Raw genomic sequence first — 19651 nt, 5'->3', positions numbered from 1 at the left:
GTGACGGTTTTAGTCTTTGTACCTATGATCGAATCTTTACGGACTGTTTATCCCCCACCTTCCCGTTTTTGGTTTACGCATGCATAGGGGTGGGGTATTACACCGGTAAATACGTGATAAAATTTTTCGGAATCCACGGTTAAAATTGTTTACATTATTTCAAACCGCGTTTAAAATACCTATATATTTAAGAAAAGAATGGGGGTATGATATGTTTCCATCTGTTTTGTTTGAAATTATGTTAATAGGCCTTCTCGGGATTGGCTCACAGTGGTTATCATGGCGCTACCGGATGCCGGCTATTGTTGTCATGTCGGTTGCCGGGTTAATAGTGGGACCATTTTTGGGCATCATGAATCCCCAGGAAGACTTTGGAACGCTATATAAACCAATCATTACTGTCGCAGTAGCGATTATCCTGTTTGAAGGCAGCTTAAATTTGAATTTTAAAGAACTGCGCGGGCTGGGACGACCGGTATTTCGCATTTCGACAATTGGTGCGTTTATTGCCTGGATATTAGGGTCACTGACTGCGCATTATATTGCAGGCCTGTCGTGGGCAGTTGCTTTTGTAATCGGTGGTCTGTTCATTGTAACCGGTCCTACCGTTATTTTACCTTTATTGAGACAATCCAAATTAAAACCGCGTCCTGCCAAAATATTAAAATGGGAAGGAATTATTGTAGACCCAATCGGTGCGCTGCTCGCGGTATTTGCCTTTGAGATTATTTCTTATTTGACCGACAACGATCCTAGTGGTGTTTCACTTCTTTTATTTTTTGCTGCCTCGGTTTTTGCTGCAATACTTGGCTGGGCATTCGGCAGGGGAATTGGCTGGATGTTTGAAACAGGGAATATCCCTGAATATTTAAAGTCACCTACAGTGTTTATTGTTGTCATCATGTGTTTTACCATAGCGGATGAAATTACGCATGAAACAGGACTGCTTGCTGTTACTGCTATGGGGATGACGCTGGCAAATATGGGAATAAGCTCCGTTGAAGATATGCGCCATTTTAAGGAAAATATGTCCATCTTACTAATATCGGCGATCTTTATTATGCTTACTGCTTCCTTAAATATAGACACGATTTTGCATATTTTTGAACCAAGAATTATCGGGTATGTGGTATTGATGATGATTGCAGTACGACCACTATCGATTTTTCTGTCAACGATTGGAACTGACTTGGCGCTTAATGAAAAAGTGCTAGTCGGCTGGATTGCTCCACGGGGTATTGTAGCATTGACAGTTTCCAGCTATTTTGCTGCGATATTAGGGGATGCCGGATATGAAGATGCATCGATTATTACGACGCTAACCTTTGGGCTTGTCTTTTTTACGGTTGTTGCCCACGGTTTTTCAATTGGCTGGCTGGCAAAAAAACTTCATTTATCGATGGAGGGCAGGCCTGGGACGATTATTGTCGGCAGCAACACATTTACCGTAGAATTGGCAAAGTCGCTTATCAAAGCCAAAGCACCGGTAATCATTGTCGATTCCTCATGGGAAAAATTGCGAAAAGCTCGTGAAGCGGGGATCCCGTTCTATCACGGGGAAATGCTGTCAGAGCAAACAGAATATCATTTGGATACAACACCTTATGAATATTTAATCGCGGCAACTGATTATCATTCTTATAATTCACTCGTTTGTACAACGTTTATGCCGGAATATGGCCGAACCAATGTCTATAAGGTAAGTCCGTATAAGCAAATCGATAGTGACACAAATGATATTGTCAATAAAATTGGTGGACGTATCTTGTTTGGGGAGGAAGTTTCCACAGAAGATTTAAATCAGAACATTGCATCTGGCTTTGTTGTTAGACAAACAACTTTAACCGATCAATATAACTATAAGCAATATGTAAACGAACGTGATGATGCAGCGGTTCTCCTATATATGATCAAACCGTCTGGGAAAATTATTTTTTATGCCGAAGAGATGAAGGCAACACCTGAATCCGGTGATATTGTTGTCAGCCTTGCTCCACAGGATAAAAAAATCCAGGCAAAACTGGAAAACCGGCGAAATGGTACGAACGAGAATGGAAAGTAGGTAAAAATTGATTTAATCGTACTTGTTAAATAGCCCTATAATAAACGAGCGCAGATGAAGTCTGCGCTCGTTTATTTATAGGTGGCCATCTATTTGTTAAAAACATAGTTTGATCATTTGTAAAAAAGACTGATGTTTTGAAATAAAGATCGATCATTTGGCATAGAGTTTGATAAACTTCCCCATTAATATTGTGATTAAAGGGAACGGTTGTTGATAATGTCCTTTGCTTTGGCGCATATACCTTGGTAATTCCTTTTAACCTTAGATAAGTCAGCCTAAAATGCGGTATTAATGTTCTAATATTTGAAAGGAATCTTACAAGGTTTGGCGAATCTATTAACGAGGATAATCAGTTTGCTTTGTCATTAACTTACCTTGGAAAGGGGTGAATAATTTTGGGCCAAATCGATAAACGCAATCGTTTGGATGAGGAGTCTTTTAGTTATCGGGTCACCAAAAACAATACAGTTTTTATTGATTGGCAGAACAAACAAGTAAAGATTCTTAAGGGGAAGGAAGCCGAGAAGTTTCTGAACAAAATTAATCGTGTTAGGGATGAAAAAGAGCTGCAGCTATTAATGGCTAAAATAACCGGAAACTTCAAAAGAGGAAATGAACGAACTGTTAATAAAAATAAACGGTAAATATATTAAGAGCGTGTTTTGATCAATCTTTTTTCGAAACACGCTCTTTCCTTTTGTTTGTTCAAGTTTTTTAGTATCAATTTTACCAAACCTTTTTTAAGTAACATCTATTTCTTCTAATTTGCGATACATGTCCGCGATTTCTTTCTCTAATTCGATCAGTTTTTTTTCTGCAGTCGCCGTATTCTGACCAACCAATACCAATTTCTCAGCATCACCCTGGATTCGGACATAATCCGATTTCAGCTCCGCGATTTTAGCCTCAATTTCTTTTTTTGTCATGTTTATCACTCCTATTCCTATTCTAACGGATTTTCTCTTTACAAAAAAGGATATTACGCTAAAATTAGTGAAAAAGGAGAATTGGATGAACATAACACTAGTATCCTCACCACAGGAATTTTCCCGGCTTATTGAACCATTGTTAATGCAAAAAGAAGCTTGCAACAATCTGATGCTTGGTATTATTCAGCGCTTATTGGATGACCCAGAAGGAGAGGAATACGGTTATTTAGGCTATGTAGAACAAGATCATAAGGTGGTATTTGCGTTCATGCAAACCCCAAAGAACTGGATATTAGCTGATGCATCCAATGTAGATGAACGTGTCGTGCAAACGATAACCCAGTTTTTGTTTAACCGGCACATCCATATTCCCAGTATTATAGGGCCGGAAAAAGTAGCTACTATGTTTGTTAAACAATGGGAACAACTCAGGGGCTTGAAAGCAACCATTCATATGGAACAATTAATCTATCAGCTGGATAATGTAAATACAGTACCTATCGCGGAGGGGGAATTAATCCCTGCATCCGAAACCGATCACGACCTGATTGCCCTGTGGCTTGTTCAATTTGGGATTGAGGCAAACGAACATATTTCTGAGGAACACGCAAATAAAGCTGCTGCCAAATTTATCGGTAATCAATCCATGTACGTATGGCAAGTGAAGGGTGAGCCGGTTTCCATGGTCAACCGGTCCAGAAGAACAAAACATGGTGCAACAATCAATGCCGTGTTTACTCCTGACATCCATAAACAAAAGGGATATGCGACTAGTGCAGTTGCAACGTTATCAGAGAAGCTGCTGGAAAGCGGGTTTCAATTTTGCAGTCTATATACCGACTTGAAAAACCCTGTATCCAATAGTATTTATAAAAAAATTGGTTATTATGTTGTTGGGGACTCCATCGTTTATAAATTTTCGTAATGCTATCAAAAGGAAGGGCGAGCAATAATTTGTCCTTTCTTTTGCCAGCTATATTAACGCATCCTCTTTATTGTCTTTCGAGTCCTGATACGTTCTATAAAAATGGACAATAATCGTTTTCACAACCGCATAGAACGGTACGGCAAAGAGGATGCCAAGGAAGCCAGCGATACTTCCGGCAGCCAGAATCAACGTAATAATCGTTAACGGGTGCAGCTTTAGTGCCCGCCCCATAATATTTGGCGAAATAAGATTACCTTCGAGCTGCTGGGCAACAATCATGACAATCGCAACCCAAACAGCCATCATCGGATCCTGGAAAAAGCCGACGATCATTGCTGGAACAACCGAGATAAATGGGCCGATAAATGGGATGACACACATTATCATACCAAATAATGCTAAGGTCAAGGCGTATTTCAAATGAATGATTAGATAACCAATAAATAATAATATACCAATACATAGACTGACAAAGAGCTGTCCGAGAATATAAGAAGCCAATGTTTCATCGATTTTGTGCAAAAGACTGCGAATATTGGCTGCCTTTTTCTTATTAAATATTTTCGTGACAAACGGGACGAATTTGTCACCATCCTTAAGCATAAAAAACAGGAAGAAAGGAACCAATACCAAGGAAAAGACAAATCCGATCAACTGGCTGATAAACCCGAATAAAAATGACATGGCACCTTCAATGTACGATTGCAGATTGGACGTTACATGGTTAATTGCCTGATTCATATCAGCGGGAATCATGTCCTGGTTTGATTGCCATAAAGTGATTAAATTTTGCGCTCCCTCAACCATTTCCGGCACATTGTTAATCAAATTGGTGAATTGTTTTTGGGCAATCGGAGCGATGTAATTGATAATCAGATAAATAATAAGAATTAATAGAATGAACACAATAAAAATAGCCAGGACGCGATGGACCCGATATTTTTCCAGAAAGTGCACGACTGGTCTTGTTATGTAAAAAAGGACACCGGCACCTACAACGGGCAAGGCAACGGCTGCCAAATACTTAAAAATCGGATCGAATAAAAAATCGGTTGCGGAGATTAACAAGATTAATAGAAAGACTAAAATAAAAACGACTAACGTTTGGAACCAGCGCTTACTGTACACGAACATCACCACTTTCCTCTTATATAATTATTTTAACGATAAACGGCAAAAATAGGAAGTATCTTTTATTCTTTCCCGAAACGGGTGGAGATAAACAAATTCAGGCCGACAAAAATAGAATTCATTTTAAAAGTATGCTAGAATTTGGGTCATAGAACAGGTTGAGAACAAAGGCGATGGAGCCGACCGTGGCCTACTCTGCTGTTAGCAGAATAGAGTCTTAGTCTATATTTTGTATCTTTTGAAAAAGGGGATAGGACAGCGAATGGAACAATGGGAAAAAGCTTATGATAAGTGGCAATCGTTTCCGCATCTTGAGCCATCATTGAAGAACGAACTAGCCAATATGAAAGATAATACGACAGCTTTAGAGGATGCTTTTTATAAAGAATTAACATTTGGCACAGGTGGAATGCGTGGCATTTTAGGACCTGGCATCAATCGGATGAATATTTATACAGTAAGAAAAGCGGTAAATGGTCTGGCAAATTATTTGCAGGTTAATTGTGTCAATGTAAAAGACCGAGGAGTTGCCGTGTCCTATGATTCCCGCCATATGTCGCAGGAATTTGCGCTTGAAACTGCTAAGGTGCTAGGAGCGTATGGAATTAAAGCGTATGTATTTGATTCGTTGCACCCGACTCCACTGTTGTCATTTGCGGTAAGATATTTAGGGACAGCTGCTGGGGTAATGATAACAGCCAGCCACAATCCACCTGAATACAATGGCTTTAAGGTGTATAACGAGGATGGAGGGCAAATCACACCAGCCGAAGCAGAAGCCATTATCGGATTTATTAATGAAATGAAAAACGAATTAACAGTCCCGATTGTAGAAAGAAAACAACTAGAAGAACAGGAACTGCTAAACTGGATTGGGGAGGAGGTTGATAATGCCTATCTCGCCCAGTTAAAACAGATCTCTAGACTTAGTGATCAGGAACAGCAGGTAAAGAAGGATTTGCAAATTGTCTTTACAGCTCTTCATGGCACATCATACGATTTAGTTTTAAAAGGTCTTGCACAATTGAACTTTTCGAATGTTGCTGTAGTCAAGGAACAGGCAGAACCTGATCCCGAGTTTTCAACAGTAGCTTCACCGAACCCGGAAGAGCACCAGGCGTTCACCATGGCGATTGAACAAGGTAAAATGGTAAATGCGGATATTTTAATTGGTACAGACCCTGATGCTGACCGTCTTGGCGTTGCCGTCAAGGATAGCACGGGAGAGTATACCATTTTAACAGGTAACCAGTTTGGTTCGCTCGTACTGGACTATATTCTGTCTCATAGTGATAAAGCACTATTAACAAACGCTCGCATGTTAAAAACGATTGTAACAACCGAAATGGGAAGCGCAATTGCTAATGCTTATGGAGTCGAAACGATTGATACATTAACCGGATTTAAATATATCGGGGAAAAAATCCGCCAATTTGATACAACAGGAGAAACGTTCATTTTTGGTTTTGAAGAAAGCTATGGTTATTTAATCGGCAGTTTTGCCCGGGATAAGGATGCCGTACAAGCGGCACTTATGGCTTGTGAAATGGCCTATTTCTGGAAAAAGCAAGGGTTGACGCTGCTTGATGCATTAGATGTTCTTTATGAGAAACATGGATTTTACCTGGAAGGCTTGTCCCAGCTCACGTTACAGGGTAAAGAAGGTGCGGCGCAAATCAAGGCAATCATGGATGACGTTCGGAAAACCCCTTTAACTGAAATAGCTGGATTAAACGTACTGCAAGTGGAGGATTATCTCTCCGGTGAGCGCACCATAATAAATAAGAACCATAATGTGGAAAAAATCGAACTTCCAAAGGAAAATGTGGTCAAATATATTTTAGAACATGACAGCTGGGTATGCTTAAGACCCTCTGGTACCGAACCGAAAATTAAATGCTATTACGGTGTTTGTGAAAAAAGCCGTGAAGCAAGTGAGGAGAGGTTAGCCTCGTTAAAAAGTACAATGGAAGCAGTTATGGAAAGGAAATAAGACAAAGGATAGTTTTTTATCACGCATAAACGGGCTGTGATACCAAGTGGGGGAGGAATTTGCCCCCCAATGTGACCTTTATCATCTATGATAAGGGTCTTTTTTGATGACAAAAATGGTGTAATTTTCTAATTCCCAAATGTTTAAATTTGGTAACTTTACTTATGCTTAACATTTCAGTATAGGAACTTTACCTTGGAACAAACTATAAAAAAATTGAAAGGACATGATCAGATGCTAAAAAACTTCATCCGAATAGTTATCGTTTTATGTACGATCGGCTCGGCTTGCCTTCTTTCTAAGAGATCGTTTGTTAAGTATTTACCTGTTACATTATTTTCATCTGCCTCCGTACTTGCTGAAATTTTATATTTTACTGTTCATAAGCTATGGAAGGTTAAAGGTGGGCCAGGTTCACTAATATGTAACACATCAATTTTGGTTTTGGGTCCTTATTTTTTTGGCACCTTACTGAGTTTTCAATTATCAAAAGGAAAGCTTATTAAATACGCTTTAATCAATATTATCGCAGACTTCATTTATGCCTTTCCCCTAATAAAATTATTCAAGAAACTGGATTTCTTTAAATTGAAAGTAAACTCGATTCAATTTTATGTATTGATCGTAACTAATGCATTTTTAAACTTTGGATTCCAAAAGTTTTATGAAAGGGTTACCCTTCCGGAAAAAACAAGTGATTAACCTTTTAAACGTTTAAAATATTTAAATTTGAATTCAATAGTTTATGAGCTTCATGAAAAAATAAGCCTTTTGCTTTGCAGCTTGGTTTGACAGTACAAGTTTTTTGTTGATCAAAAGAGGACCTTTCTGGCATAGGAGTCTCGGGCACTTCCGCCTTTAGTTCATGACAATAGGTGCATTCTGATTGATTGTTACATTTACTGGTAGCATAATAAATATACGGTTAGGCGGTTCTTATGGTTGAGTTTTGCAGGAATGGGTAAATCAATAGAAGAAGGGTACCTGATAAGAAGAATTAGATGGTGGAGTACTGTTTCGTGAAAAAAACAGAGCTGGAATTCAATCCATCGCACAATAGTATAGTGCAGGAAGGAGTGATTAGGAAATGCCAGTAGCTATTAAACGGGTTTACGAAGATGCCAGGGATAAAGACGGTGTACGTATATTGGTTGACCGTGTATGGCCAAGAGGGATGTCAAAAGAAAAAGCGAAACTCGATCATTGGATGAAGGAAGTCGGCCCGTCCAATGAGTTGCGGAAATGGTTTGGCCATGATCCGGACAAGTACGATGATTTTAAGAAGAAATATAAAGAGGAGCTTAAAAGCGGAACGCAGCACAAGGAACTTGAGAAACTAAAGCAAATAACGAAGGAACATGATAAGAACATTACATTATTATTTTCCGCCAAGGACGAAAAATATAATCAAGCACAAGTATTAAAGGAAATACTTGATCAGCAACAATAAAAGAGTTTTTAAGATTAACAACAAAACTGAGGTGATCAAATGGCGAAACATCATTTTCATTTACATGCAGACTGGCCGGGCGGACGTAATAGTGAGGGGTATATGGATGCCGGCAATCTAAAAACGAAAATTTCCATCCCGCCAGAAATGGATGGACCGGGAATTGGGACAAATCCGGATGAGATGCTGCTGGGTGCTGCAGCAACATGCTATATTATTACGTTGGCCGCCATGATCGAACGGGCAGAATTACCTTTGCAAAAAATGTCACTTGAATCGGAAGGGATTGTCGATGTGACGAATGGTGTATTTACATATAAAAAGATCATTCATAAACCGACAGTATCCTTGAAAAGTAGTGCAACCACGGAACAAATCGACAAACTGCGAAAATTGGTTGAAAAAGCCGAAATAAGCTGCATGATTTCACGTGCTATAAAAGGGAATGTTGAAATCGAATTGCAAGCTGCAATTAGATAAAGTGAAACTTCATTCAGTGGGGTTTCCAACGTACAGGACGTGCTTGTGCAGGCGAAGGCATGTGGACGTAACGGTTTTACCTCTCCTTCCGTCCCCACCTTCACGTTTCTGGTTTACTCACGCTTAGAGGCGGAAGTATTACAGCCCGTTAATGCGAGATAAATAGTCTGCATTCAGTCGAAATCAGATAACAAGTTAATATGAAATAAAAATGAAAATGGGCAAACACATATTTTCCATGTGAATTGCCCTTTTTCAATAGGGGAAATAGCTGCGCCAAATTTTTTTCTTGACACATTGTTCCCTATCCTTGTATAGTATTAAAGCATACTAAGGTTATCGGAATTATTTATTTTAATTTCGGTTTAATAAAAAACTATAGCAGATAGCTTCTGCCTAATGAAACAGGAGGGAGACAAACAGTGGATACATTTTTAATAATCGTGAACATTGCGGTTTTAATCGCTATTATTGGACTTCTTATTTGGATGCAAAAGAAACACTTGTCATTTACAAAACGCGTGTTTACTGGTTTAGGTGTGGGAATTGTGCTTGGAGCTGTTTTACAAGCAATCTATGGCACCGGTTCTGACGTATTAACCCAAACCACCGATTGGTACAATATCGTCGGCAGCGGGTATATCAATCTGCTCATGATGATTGTTGTTCCACTCGTAATGGTGTCGATTATTCAATCGATTATCAATTTGGAAAAATCATCTGAACTTGGGAAAATGTCAGCCTGGATTATCGGAATTCTTGTGGCAACCGCAATGATAGCGGCACTTGTAGGGATTGGCAGTGCAGCATTATTCGATCTGAATGCCGATCAAATCGAGGCGGGCCAAGCAGAAAATGATCGCAGTGCAATGCTGGAATCCACGTTAGATGAAGTGGAGGGTATGTCAGCACCTGATAAGATTTTAAGCTTCATCCCGTCAAATATCTTTCTGGATATGACACAACAACGGTCGACATCGGTTATCGCAGTTGTTATCTTTTCGATCATTGTTGGTGTCGCAGTTCTCGGGTTGCGAAGAAAAAAACCAGAACAGGCTGAATTGTTTACGAAAATAGTCAACTCGCTTTATGCCGTTGTCATGCGTATCGTAACCTTGATTCTACGGCTAACGCCATTTGGCATTCTTGCGCTAATGGCAAATACGGTCGCATCTACTGATTTTGCCGGTATTATCGAACTAGGAAAATTTGTCATAGCTTCCTATGTTGCGATTATTGCAATGTTTATTGTTCACCTGATTTTGGTAGGCGTATTCGGATTAAGTCCGATGACGTACTTGAAAAAGGTGTTACCAGTGTTAAGCTTTGCATTTACATCACGATCAAGCGCTGGTACGATTCCGTTAAACATTCAGGCGCAACGAAATTCACTTGGTGTGCATGAAGGAATTGCTAATATGTCAGCGTCATTTGGAGCAACAATCGGTCAAAACGGTTGTGCCGGATTATACCCGGCAATGCTTGCGATTATGATCGCACCATCAGTCGGAATAGATCCATTCACATTTGGATTCATTGCTAAATTGGTTATCATTGTCGGTATCAGCTCGTTTGGTGTGGCAGGAGTTGGTGGAGGAGCTACATTCGCAGCGATTATTGTGCTTTCATCCATGGGTCTGCCAGTAGGACTCGCCGGACTCCTTATTTCAATTGAAGCGTTAATTGATATGGGACGTACTGCACTTAATGTCAATGACGCCATGCTTTCGGGTACCTTAACATCACGAATCCTGGGAAAATTGAACCTGAAAACATTTAATGATAAAACGGCAATTGAAAAAGATATAGCTATATAAAAAAACGGCCACTTAAGTGGTCGTTTTTTGTTTCGATCAGGTGGGCATCTTTTCGATCAAGGATTGCTAAATTTGAATCGACCACACCCCAAAAACGATCGAGAAGCCGTAATTTTCGAACGAGCACACCCTTAAATCAATCGGAGCCATGAATTTCTACCGAGCCCAGATCAAAATAATCGAGTACCTGCCGAATTATTTCCCGATCAGCCCTATCACTTTCTCCAAATTTTGCCTTTCCTTTTCGATAAAATATCCGGCAAATGGGCAACCGAGCAGTTTTACCCGTTCAACGGTATTGGCAATCGTAAATGGAATGGGTGATAATCCATCTTGCAATTCCTCCCAGAACAATGGTGTGGCAACCGTCGCCTCTTCTGTCTTTCTCGGGGAATACGGGGCAATGATCGTTTTATTCCGTCCGTGCTGTACATAATCAATATAAAGACGCCCGTGCCGGTTCTTCTTCATCCGTTCCGTGGTAAAATGTTGTGGATATTCCTGTTCAATCGTCTTGGCAATCGCTTGGGTAAATAAAGCTGTTTCTTCATAGCTAATACTTTTTTCCGGGATTGGAATGTGAACCTGCAACCCTTTGTTGCCGGACGTTTTTACAAACGCAGCAAGTTCCAGATCATCAAGAATCTGTTTCAACAACTTTGCCGCAACAACGGCAAGTGAAAATCCTTCGCGATCAGGTGGGTCAAGGTCAAATACAATCTCAGAAGGATACGTATTTCCAGCTTTTTGAAAAGGAACGTGGTATTCTATCGCACCATGATTACCGAACCATAATAATGCATCCAGTTTATTGCAAACAATGAATGTCTCCCCTTCCATTTCCATACTGTCAATAGAAGGCGGTGCATAATCCGGCAAATGTTTTTGAAAAAAAGACTCTGCGGACACACCGTCCGGGCAACGGATTAAGGTAAGCGCGTGTTCCTTTAAAAACGGTAGCATATATGGGGAAATTTCCCGCAAATAGATAAGCAGATCTCTTTTCGTCAGGTTTTCTTTTGGCCAAAATACTTTGTCTGTATTGGACAGTTCTAATTCATCCGGAAGCATGGCCATATCCAGCCGTAATTTATTGAGTGTACAATCAGAGGCAGAAGTATTGACGAGCAGCCTTGCAAACTCAGGCTCGCGAATTTCGCTTTTTAACAAATCGAGTGTATGGATCTCCGCACAAATTGCCGGTGGCAGCTTGTATCCGTCTCCGCTTTTACTTCCCTTTTCAGTAAATAATTGCTTCAATGTTTGAATCGATTCTGAATCGGGGCTGTGTTTACATTTGCCAACTTCCAGCAATTCATTGTTTTCGTATACGTTTGCGGTAAAATAATCATTATTGGGATCGAAATAGCTGAGCACACATTGGACCTGACGCCAATTTTTTATTTTAAACCAATCATTATGGTGTTTGCCTGCTCCGTAAACACTATTTTTTCGTTTAGCAACGATTCCTTCACCTTTGTATGTAAAAACAATGTCCCATAATTCGGCATGATTTTCATAATATGGGACATAACATAAACGATGCAGCGATGAAATATTGAAGGGAAATGCTCCCTTTTTAAAAAAATCCTGCAGCATGTCTTTTCGCTGCTGAAATTTTTCCTGAGCTACATCCTTTCCCTTTAAAAGCGTTATATCGAATGCTAAAAATGTTGCTGGTCGTGTTTGCGCATTATTTTTAATCGATGTTTTGTTCTTCAATCTCCCACGCTTTTGTATCCACGAAAAATTTGCCTGGTAGGGATTATTTAATACAACCAGTTCTCCATCCAGTCTAAGCGGAAGTAACGACTGAATCTTTTCCTGATGGGCTAAGCAAAAATCGGCAATCTCCGGAAAATTTGGGGTTAGATCCTTATTATTTTTACTTGTCAATGTAATGTGCCCCTCTTGCCAATCAAGGACACAGCGAAAGCCATCATACTTCACCTCATACAGCCATTCATCATCAGCTGGAATTTGGGTACTGGCTATTGGTTTCATTACATGCATATTCGAAACACCTCTCTCCCTATTAAGATGTCTAGAATGGCCAAGAATAAACCGCAGACGTGGTAAAAATTCGGCGAAATTCGGGAAATGACTTGGCACCGAAGAGGCACGGATGCGGCGGCACAACAACGGGATAAAAATAAATGGTGGCGGAACACTATAGAAAAAAGGGAGGTCGTTGCCATGCACACGATGTGGAAAGGTACAATCAGCTTTGGCCTGGTCAATATTCCGGTCAAAATGCATGCTGCTACCGAAAATAAAGATGTAAAGCTTAGGCAGCTCCATAAAGAATGTCAATCCCCGATTAAGTATGAACGTGTTTGTCCTGTGTGTGACCGGGAAGTAAAGAATGACGAAATTGTCAAAGCATATGAGTATGCAAAAAACAAATTTGTCGTGTTAGATGAAGAGGAATTGCAAGCCTTGAAAAAGGAACAAGAAGATAAGGCAGTTGAAATTGTCGATTTTGTCCAATTAGAGGAAATTGACCCGATCTACTTTGAAAAAAGCTATTATTTATCGCCTAATGAGGGGGGCGGAAAGGCGTACGGGCTTTTGCGTGCGGCATTAATGGATACTGGGAAGATTGGTATTGCCAAAATGATTATTCGATCCAAGGAACAGCTTGCTGTTATCCGTGTTTATCAAAATACACTCGTTGTCGAAACGATACATTATCCTGACGAGGTACGCAAGGTTCAGGATGTTCCCAATGTCCCGGAACAAGCGGAACCGGAAAAAAAGGAATTGGAAACCGCTAAAATGCTGATTGATCAATTGACAACAGAATTTGATCCGGAGAAGTATAAAGATGAATACAGGACTGCACTGTTGGATTTAATTGAAGAAAAGAAAAATAAGGAGCAGGTCGTAACAGGTGAAAAGCAGCCAGTGCCAGATAATGTAACGAATCTGATGGATGCACTTCAGGCCTCACTGGATCGGGCAAAACAGGACAAACCAAAGCCGAAACAGCCCAAGCGGAAAACGAAAACAAATACAGGCGAGAAAAAGAAAAAGGTTGCAAAATAGAGATGGACAGGCACTTGCAGGGTTCCTGCGGGTGCCGGAGTCCGTCATAAATCCTTGCCATAACCGGTACGCTGGTCAATTAAACATTTCGGCACATTAAAATGTGGCATTTTCATGAAAAATATTACGCAATGGTATCTTTCTTTCATTCCATTTACAGTTCCCTAACAACCTTATGAATTCGCTGTTTTTCGCATGTATTTTTCTTTAAAAACGGGTAGACTTGATTATACAGAAGCGATACTTTATCAAAAAGGATGAGTTGCATGGAAAGAAATGCGTTTTTTGATAATGCGAAACTTGCATTAATATTTTTAGTCGTATTTGGGCACATGATTCAGCCATTTACAAATGGATCAAACGATATCAATACACTATATACATGGATCTACACCTTTCATATGCCTGCATTTATTTTCTTATCCGGATTTTTTGCCAAAGGCTCAGGAAATAAGGCTTATGTTCTTAAACTAGCAAAAAAACTAATACTGCCATATTTAATTTTTCAGCTTCTATATACGGCGTTTTACTTTTTCATCGGTAAAGACGATTGGCAATCAGGTGTTTTTTATCCACAATGGTCTTTGTGGTTCTTATTTAGTCTGTTCAGCTGGCACATGCTGCTCTATTGGTTTAAAAAGATACCACCAGTACTGAGTATTGCAATTGCGGTTGAAATTGGCTTAATCGTCGGCTACTTTGGCGAGGTTGGTCATACATTCAGCTTATCACGTACGTTTGTATTCTTTCCGTTTTTCTTGATCGGTTACTGGTTAAAAGAAGAGCATGTCATGCTGCTAAAAACAAAAGCAGCTAAAATTATTTCGGTAATTGTTATGCTGTCTGTGGCAGGAGCGATATATTTGGCTCCGGAGATTAATTCCGGCTGGCTGTTAGCTTCGAAATCATATGGGGATCTGGGGATGCCGGAGTTCGGCGGTTTGGCACGACTAATTGTCTATGTAACTTCTGCATTGATGGCGATGAGTGTTTTAGCCTGGATACCGAAAAGTAAACATAAGCTGACTATCTTGGGAACAAGAACACTCTACGTTTATTTATTGCACGGGTTTTTTATCCAGTTCTTCCGGGAAACAGATTTATTTGCAATCAATAATATAATTGATCTCTTTGGATTGGCCGTTATTTCAGCAGCAATTGTCCTCGTATTATCAAGTAAACCGATAAAAGTGGTTTGGCAGCCTTTTATTGAAGGGAAGATATCTAATATAAGAGGTTTCTTTGGTCAGACAAACAGAAGAACACAGCACAACCAGAACCTTAACACGTAATCTTAATTCCAATCCATTAAGGGAAGGTGACAGAAATGAAGGTTTGTGTATTCGGCGCTAATGGTTATGTAGGTGCTTCAGTGTATCAGCAGCTTCATCATACAGACACGGATGAAGTGGTTGGGACATATTTACAGGAACCAGCAATCCTGGAAGGTCTATACAAATTGGATGTCAATGAGCCTGAGTCGTTCTCAAATTTTTACAAGAAGGAAAACCCGGACGTAGTCGTTTGGACGGTCATGAGCGGACCAAACGAACACAAGTTAACTGATCAAGGCCTGATCCATTTGATCACACACCTGACGCCGCAAACAAAATTGGTCTATATTTCGTCTGACTTTGTTTTCTCTGATGGAAACGGGCCTTATGAAGAAGATGATCCATTATCCAACCTGCCTGATGATCATTCGTTTAGTAACTATGCAAATGGGAAGGTGAAGGCAGAGCGATTAATTGATAATGAATTAACCAATTATATCATTTTAAGGGCTGGCCCAATTTATGGGGAGAATGGAATTGGTAAGCTGGATGAACGAACCGATCAACTGTCTTACCATTTACGCTCCGGAAATCCAATCGAATTCCGGGATGACCTCATTCGCACCTTTGTGCATATCGATGATTTAACAAAGGCTATCGATGTAATGGTTCATAATGATGTGACAGGTGTTTACCATGTTGGTCCGGAAGAAAAACAAAGCTTTTATGAATTTATGAAACAGATGGCTAAACAAATGGGCTATGATGATCGGTTAGTTAAAAAGGGCAGTGAAATAGAAAAGGTTGATACCGAAATCCCGAAAAACACCTCGTTGATCACGGAAAAGATTAAGGATGTAGTAAGTATCGAATTTAAATAATCAAGTAAAAGCCACCACATAATTTTTGTGGTGGCTTTTACTATTAAAATAAAAAGTGTGCGATTAACGTAATAATCGGCAATGTAATAATAGTCCGCAGTAAAAAGATGATCAATAAGTCTTTAAACGACACCGGTACCTTGGAACCTAATAACAGTCCACCAACTTCAGACATATAAATCAGCTGAGTGACCGATAGTGCCGCAATGATAAATCTTGTCATATCCGCTTCGATTCCAGAACCGATAATGGTAGGCAGGAACATATCGGCGAAACCGACTAAAATGGTTTCCGAAGCCTCCGCGGCAAATGGGATCTGCATCGCTTCCAACAAAGGAATAAATGGGACACCGAGCCACTGGAAGAATGGCGTATACTCGGCAATGATCAGTGCAACCAGACCAAATGCCATTACCACTGGTGCAACACCCATCCACATATCAAGGACATTTTGCCCGCCTTCCTTAAAAAACTTGAACACGCTTGATTCTTTTCGCGCTTGTTCAATCGCTTTTTGATAACCGTATGATAAGCTATTATGACCCTCGGGAATTTGTTCCTCGTTATTTCCTTCTACTTCGTTGACATACGTATCCGGTTTTCGCGACAGTGGCGGAATCCGTGGCATAATGAGTGCGGCAATAAATCCGGCAGCAAGTACTGTTAAATAGAATGGTACGAACATATACCCAAGGTCGACCTGGCCTATAACAACCAATGTAAATGTGATCGATACAACAGAAAAGGTTGTCCCAATAACAGCCGCCTCACGTTTGGTGTAGTAGCCATCTTCATATTGCTTGCTTGTTAACAAAACGCCAATTGTCCCGTCACCGATCCAGGAAGCAAGGGAGTCAATGGATGAGCGCCCCGGCAACCGAAATAATGGCCGCATTACTTTGGTCATCAGCGTGCCAAATAAATCCAATAACCCAAAATTCATTAACAACGGTAAGAATAAGCCGGCAAACAGAAAGACCGCAAATAATGTGTGCAGTAAATCATCCAGTATCATTTGGCCGGTATCTTCACTATATACAGCCTCGGGTCCCAGCTGGAAGTAAACCATCACAGCGAAAACGGCTGCCAGTACCCTTGTCACAGTCCAAAAGTTGCTGACATAAAATAATTGCTGAAAAAAAGGTGTTCGGGCGAAGCTTTCCGGTCCGGATACTTTAGCAATAACCGTCATAAGTGCAGTAATAACGATAATTATCATCATAATGGCTGATAATTGACCGGCAAGTCCGGCTTGTACCCAATTAGCCAACACCGCGATAGGGATCGTTAGCCCATCACTTGTTGGAACAGGTACCATAAATAAAAAAATACCGAGCAATGATGGAATAATAAACTTAAGGCTATCCACCAGTGTATATTTCCTCTCGTTCATGAAGTTGTCCCCCTGTGTATTCTCCTCTTGTTGTTGATCTCTGAAGTTCTCCCTGCATTCCTTTATTATAGCAGAGGGGAGGTTTAGAAACAATTTAATATTTTTGCAAAAGAGAAATTAATCATGCATAAATGATAACCAATTTTTTCGCATATACTAATAGTACGTGTTCAAAAAACCTCCAAATTGGAAGGGTGACTGAGAACGCGATCTCCTCTAGCAACACTAGCATGACCTGTACACCAGCAAGTAGGTAGAAGCGGCTCGCAGCAAGAAACAGGCAGGCCGGAATTTGCCGCTATCATTTGGTGACATTTCTGATTGCCTTCTAATAAGGATTATGAAGAAATTCCATAAATTTCTTCATACATTGCTTAAATACAAGGGAAAAATATCTTCTACTAATCCACCTATGTCAAGGCCAGTTCAGGAGACAGTACGTCCTCTGGAAGCCATCTTCTTGGAGACTGTACAATGATTCAGGGAGGATTGTTTCTAACGGTCAGGAACTTCTATCCCCTTTTTTGAACACGCCCTGATAATTCCAACCAGCTAAAGAGAAGGTTTAACGTAACCATTATTTCGGGTAGAGTATGTTGAGGTGTTGATCGTGCAAAACGGCTTAAAATACAATGTCATTTATCGTTGTACGATTATTGTTTGGATGACGGTGAAATTTATTTTCCGGCTATATTTTTTCCATTTGCGGCATCGGATATGGGATGAGCGAACAAGGCAAAAATGGAATGAACTTTTGCGGGAAATGGCAAGTGAATATCGAACGAAGGCGATTAAACTTGGCGGTGTTTTGATCAAAGTCGGACAGTTTTTAAGTACCAGGGCCGATTTCATGCCAGATGTATTTATCCGGGAATTAAGCGGACTCGTTGACCGTGTTCCACCGATACCATTTTCTTATGCCAAAGAAGTAATGGAAGAAGAATGGGGCGGGAGTATTGATGATCATTTTGCGGAAATAATTGATAAACCGATAGCCTCTGCGTCGATTGGCCAAGTTTATCAAGGAAAACTGCATGATGGAACAATCGTTGCGATTAAAGTACGAAGGCACCGTGTCAAAGAAATCTTTTACATTGACTTTAAAGCATTAAAGATCGTGTTTTGGCTTATCCGTCTGTTAACATCATTTGGCAAGAAGACAGATTTAAATGCATTATACCGTGAACTTGTTTTGGTGATGGAACGTGAGCTGGATTTTGAAAAGGAGCTCGCGTTTGGAAAGTATTTCAAAGAAAGGTATAAGGATTACCATTCCATCCATATTCCTGCATACGAAGAGCAGTTATGCACGAATAAAATCCTTGTCATGGAATGGATTGAGGGTGCAAAAATAACGGATACAGTTTATATGGCGGAGCACAATATTAATGTCAGGCAAACGGCAAAAGCAGTATTTGATTTTTACTTTGAGCAATTTTTCAACCCTGGTCATTTTCATGCTGACCCTCATGCCGGGAATATACTAATCCAGCAGGACGGAACCATCGCGATCATCGATTTTGGCATGATTGGGGAAATCCGCAAACAGGATACCCATCTTTTCAAACGGCTGATTCAGGGGATAATCGTTGACGATTACGATAGAATACTAAAGACGCTTGATGAAATGAATTTTATTTTACCAAATGCAGACAGGGATAAATTAATAAAAATAATTAAGCAAACAATCGAAATGTACGAAAACGGCTCATTTAAAGAAATGAATGCACATATTATGGAACAAATCAAGGATGACATCCGCATATTTATTAAAGAACAGCCAATTCAATTGTCAGCTGACTATGCCTATTTGGGCAGGGCGATTTCCATTGTTCTTGGGGTATTGATCAGCATTTATCCGGAAATTGACTTTGAAAAACTGGCAAAACCTAAAATTAAGGAATGGTACGGCGGTAAAGGCTTTATCGATTCGATTTATAAGCAAGTTGTCAAAGATGCCGCAACACCCATTCTCTCTTTTCCAAATGCAATGTTAAATTGGCTGGAAAATGGGGAAAAGGATAGAAAATGGCAAAAAGAGCAGCAGCATACCAGATTACTAAATCAATTTTATTTGCTGCTCGAAATCGTAACGTTTATCATGGTGGCAGGCAGTATTGTATCAAGTATTTATGCCTATCAGGCTGGCAGGTCAATACTTTTTATCGGAAGTATTGTTGTCCTCGTCATCTTTTTCTTCATATTGAATTTCCTTTTCATCAAGCATTATCGTATGATCCGATCAATTAAATAGGGAGGCAT

Annotated in this window: 16 protein-coding genes; 12 read left to right on the top strand and 4 right to left on the bottom strand. The window is 40.0% G+C overall.

What is annotated here, in order from left to right:
• Nucleotides 1-211: 211 nt before the first annotated feature.
• Nucleotides 212-2062 carry a cation:proton antiporter gene (locus IEX12_RS05395; RefSeq protein WP_155554784.1) on the top strand — a complete coding sequence of 617 codons (1851 nt, stop codon included), beginning with the start codon at nt 212-214 and terminating at the stop codon, nt 2060-2062.
• Between the two features lie 398 nt (nt 2063-2460).
• Nucleotides 2461-2709, top strand: a complete 249-nt coding sequence (locus IEX12_RS05390; RefSeq protein WP_102414402.1) for a hypothetical protein — start codon at nt 2461-2463, stop codon at nt 2707-2709.
• A 96-nt stretch (nt 2710-2805) separates the two neighbouring features.
• Here IEX12_RS05390 and IEX12_RS05385 read toward each other — a convergent pair whose 3' ends face one another.
• Nucleotides 2806-2991, bottom strand: a complete 186-nt coding sequence (locus IEX12_RS05385) for an SE1832 family protein (protein ID WP_102414403.1) — start codon at nt 2989-2991, stop codon at nt 2806-2808.
• 85 nt (nt 2992-3076) lie between these two features.
• Between IEX12_RS05385 and IEX12_RS05380 the strand changes: the two genes are divergently transcribed.
• The gene (locus IEX12_RS05380) at nt 3077-3919 is read left to right on the top strand and encodes a GNAT family N-acetyltransferase (RefSeq protein WP_159457811.1); all 843 of its coding nucleotides are present in this window, start codon (nt 3077-3079) and stop codon (nt 3917-3919) included.
• 48 nt (nt 3920-3967) lie between these two features.
• Here IEX12_RS05380 and IEX12_RS05375 read toward each other — a convergent pair whose 3' ends face one another.
• Nucleotides 3968-5056: an AI-2E family transporter gene (locus IEX12_RS05375; RefSeq protein WP_250889651.1), complete on the bottom strand. Its 1089-nt coding sequence runs from the start codon at nt 5054-5056 to the stop codon at nt 3968-3970.
• 259 nt (nt 5057-5315) lie between these two features.
• Here IEX12_RS05375 and IEX12_RS05370 point away from each other — a divergent pair, with 259 nt between their 5' ends.
• The 5 genes from IEX12_RS05370 (at nt 5316) to IEX12_RS05350 (ending at nt 10793) form a co-directional block, all read left to right on the top strand.
• The gene (locus IEX12_RS05370) at nt 5316-7046 is read left to right on the top strand and encodes a phospho-sugar mutase (RefSeq protein ID WP_188724767.1); all 1731 of its coding nucleotides are present in this window, start codon (nt 5316-5318) and stop codon (nt 7044-7046) included.
• Between the two features lie 195 nt (nt 7047-7241).
• Nucleotides 7242-7748 (top strand): hypothetical protein, encoded by a 507-nt coding sequence (locus tag IEX12_RS05365; RefSeq protein WP_188724766.1) that lies wholly within the window; start codon nt 7242-7244, stop codon nt 7746-7748.
• Nucleotides 7749-8133: 385 nt separating this feature from the next.
• Complete coding sequence (locus IEX12_RS05360) at nt 8134-8496, top strand: DUF488 domain-containing protein (protein WP_088052100.1); 363 nt, start codon at nt 8134-8136, stop codon at nt 8494-8496.
• A gap of 39 nt (nt 8497-8535) precedes the next feature.
• Complete coding sequence (locus IEX12_RS05355) at nt 8536-8976, top strand: OsmC family protein (RefSeq protein ID WP_188724765.1); 441 nt, start codon at nt 8536-8538, stop codon at nt 8974-8976.
• A gap of 422 nt (nt 8977-9398) precedes the next feature.
• Entirely contained in the window at nt 9399-10793 is a 1395-nt protein-coding gene (locus tag IEX12_RS05350; RefSeq protein WP_088052103.1) for an L-cystine transporter, read from the top strand.
• A gap of 195 nt (nt 10794-10988) precedes the next feature.
• On the opposite strand, the gene IEX12_RS05345 is transcribed toward IEX12_RS05350, so the two are convergent.
• A complete protein-coding gene (locus tag IEX12_RS05345; protein ID WP_155554779.1) occupies nt 10989-12806 on the bottom strand; it encodes a DNA ligase D in 1818 nt (605 codons plus the stop codon).
• Between the two features lie 183 nt (nt 12807-12989).
• On the opposite strand from IEX12_RS05345, the gene ku reads away from it, so the two are divergent.
• The 3 genes from ku (at nt 12990) to IEX12_RS05330 (ending at nt 15996) form a co-directional block, all read left to right on the top strand.
• The gene (ku, locus tag IEX12_RS05340; RefSeq protein WP_088052107.1) at nt 12990-13841 is read left to right on the top strand and encodes a non-homologous end joining protein Ku; all 852 of its coding nucleotides are present in this window, start codon (nt 12990-12992) and stop codon (nt 13839-13841) included.
• Nucleotides 13842-14107: 266 nt separating this feature from the next.
• On the top strand, nt 14108-15133 hold the full coding sequence (locus IEX12_RS05335) for an acyltransferase family protein (protein WP_155554778.1): 1026 nt from the start codon (nt 14108-14110) through the stop codon (nt 15131-15133).
• 35 nt (nt 15134-15168) lie between these two features.
• The gene (locus IEX12_RS05330; RefSeq protein ID WP_088052111.1) at nt 15169-15996 is read left to right on the top strand and encodes a sugar nucleotide-binding protein; all 828 of its coding nucleotides are present in this window, start codon (nt 15169-15171) and stop codon (nt 15994-15996) included.
• A gap of 43 nt (nt 15997-16039) precedes the next feature.
• Here the strand turns inward: IEX12_RS05330 and IEX12_RS05325 are convergent, their stop codons facing one another.
• Nucleotides 16040-17389 carry a YjiH family protein gene (locus tag IEX12_RS05325; protein ID WP_155554777.1) on the bottom strand — a complete coding sequence of 450 codons (1350 nt, stop codon included), beginning with the start codon at nt 17387-17389 and terminating at the stop codon, nt 16040-16042.
• 610 nt (nt 17390-17999) lie between these two features.
• Here IEX12_RS05325 and IEX12_RS05320 point away from each other — a divergent pair.
• Nucleotides 18000-19643, top strand: coding sequence for an ABC1 kinase family protein (locus IEX12_RS05320; protein WP_230856091.1), 1644 nt, complete (start codon nt 18000-18002; stop codon nt 19641-19643).
• Nucleotides 19644-19651: the final 8 nt, after the last annotated feature.

This window comes from Lentibacillus populi (assembly GCA_014642895.1).
Taxonomy (GTDB): domain Bacteria; phylum Bacillota; class Bacilli; order Bacillales; family Amphibacillaceae; genus Lentibacillus_C; species Lentibacillus_C populi.
This window is presented reverse-complemented; position numbering and strand designations above follow the sequence as displayed.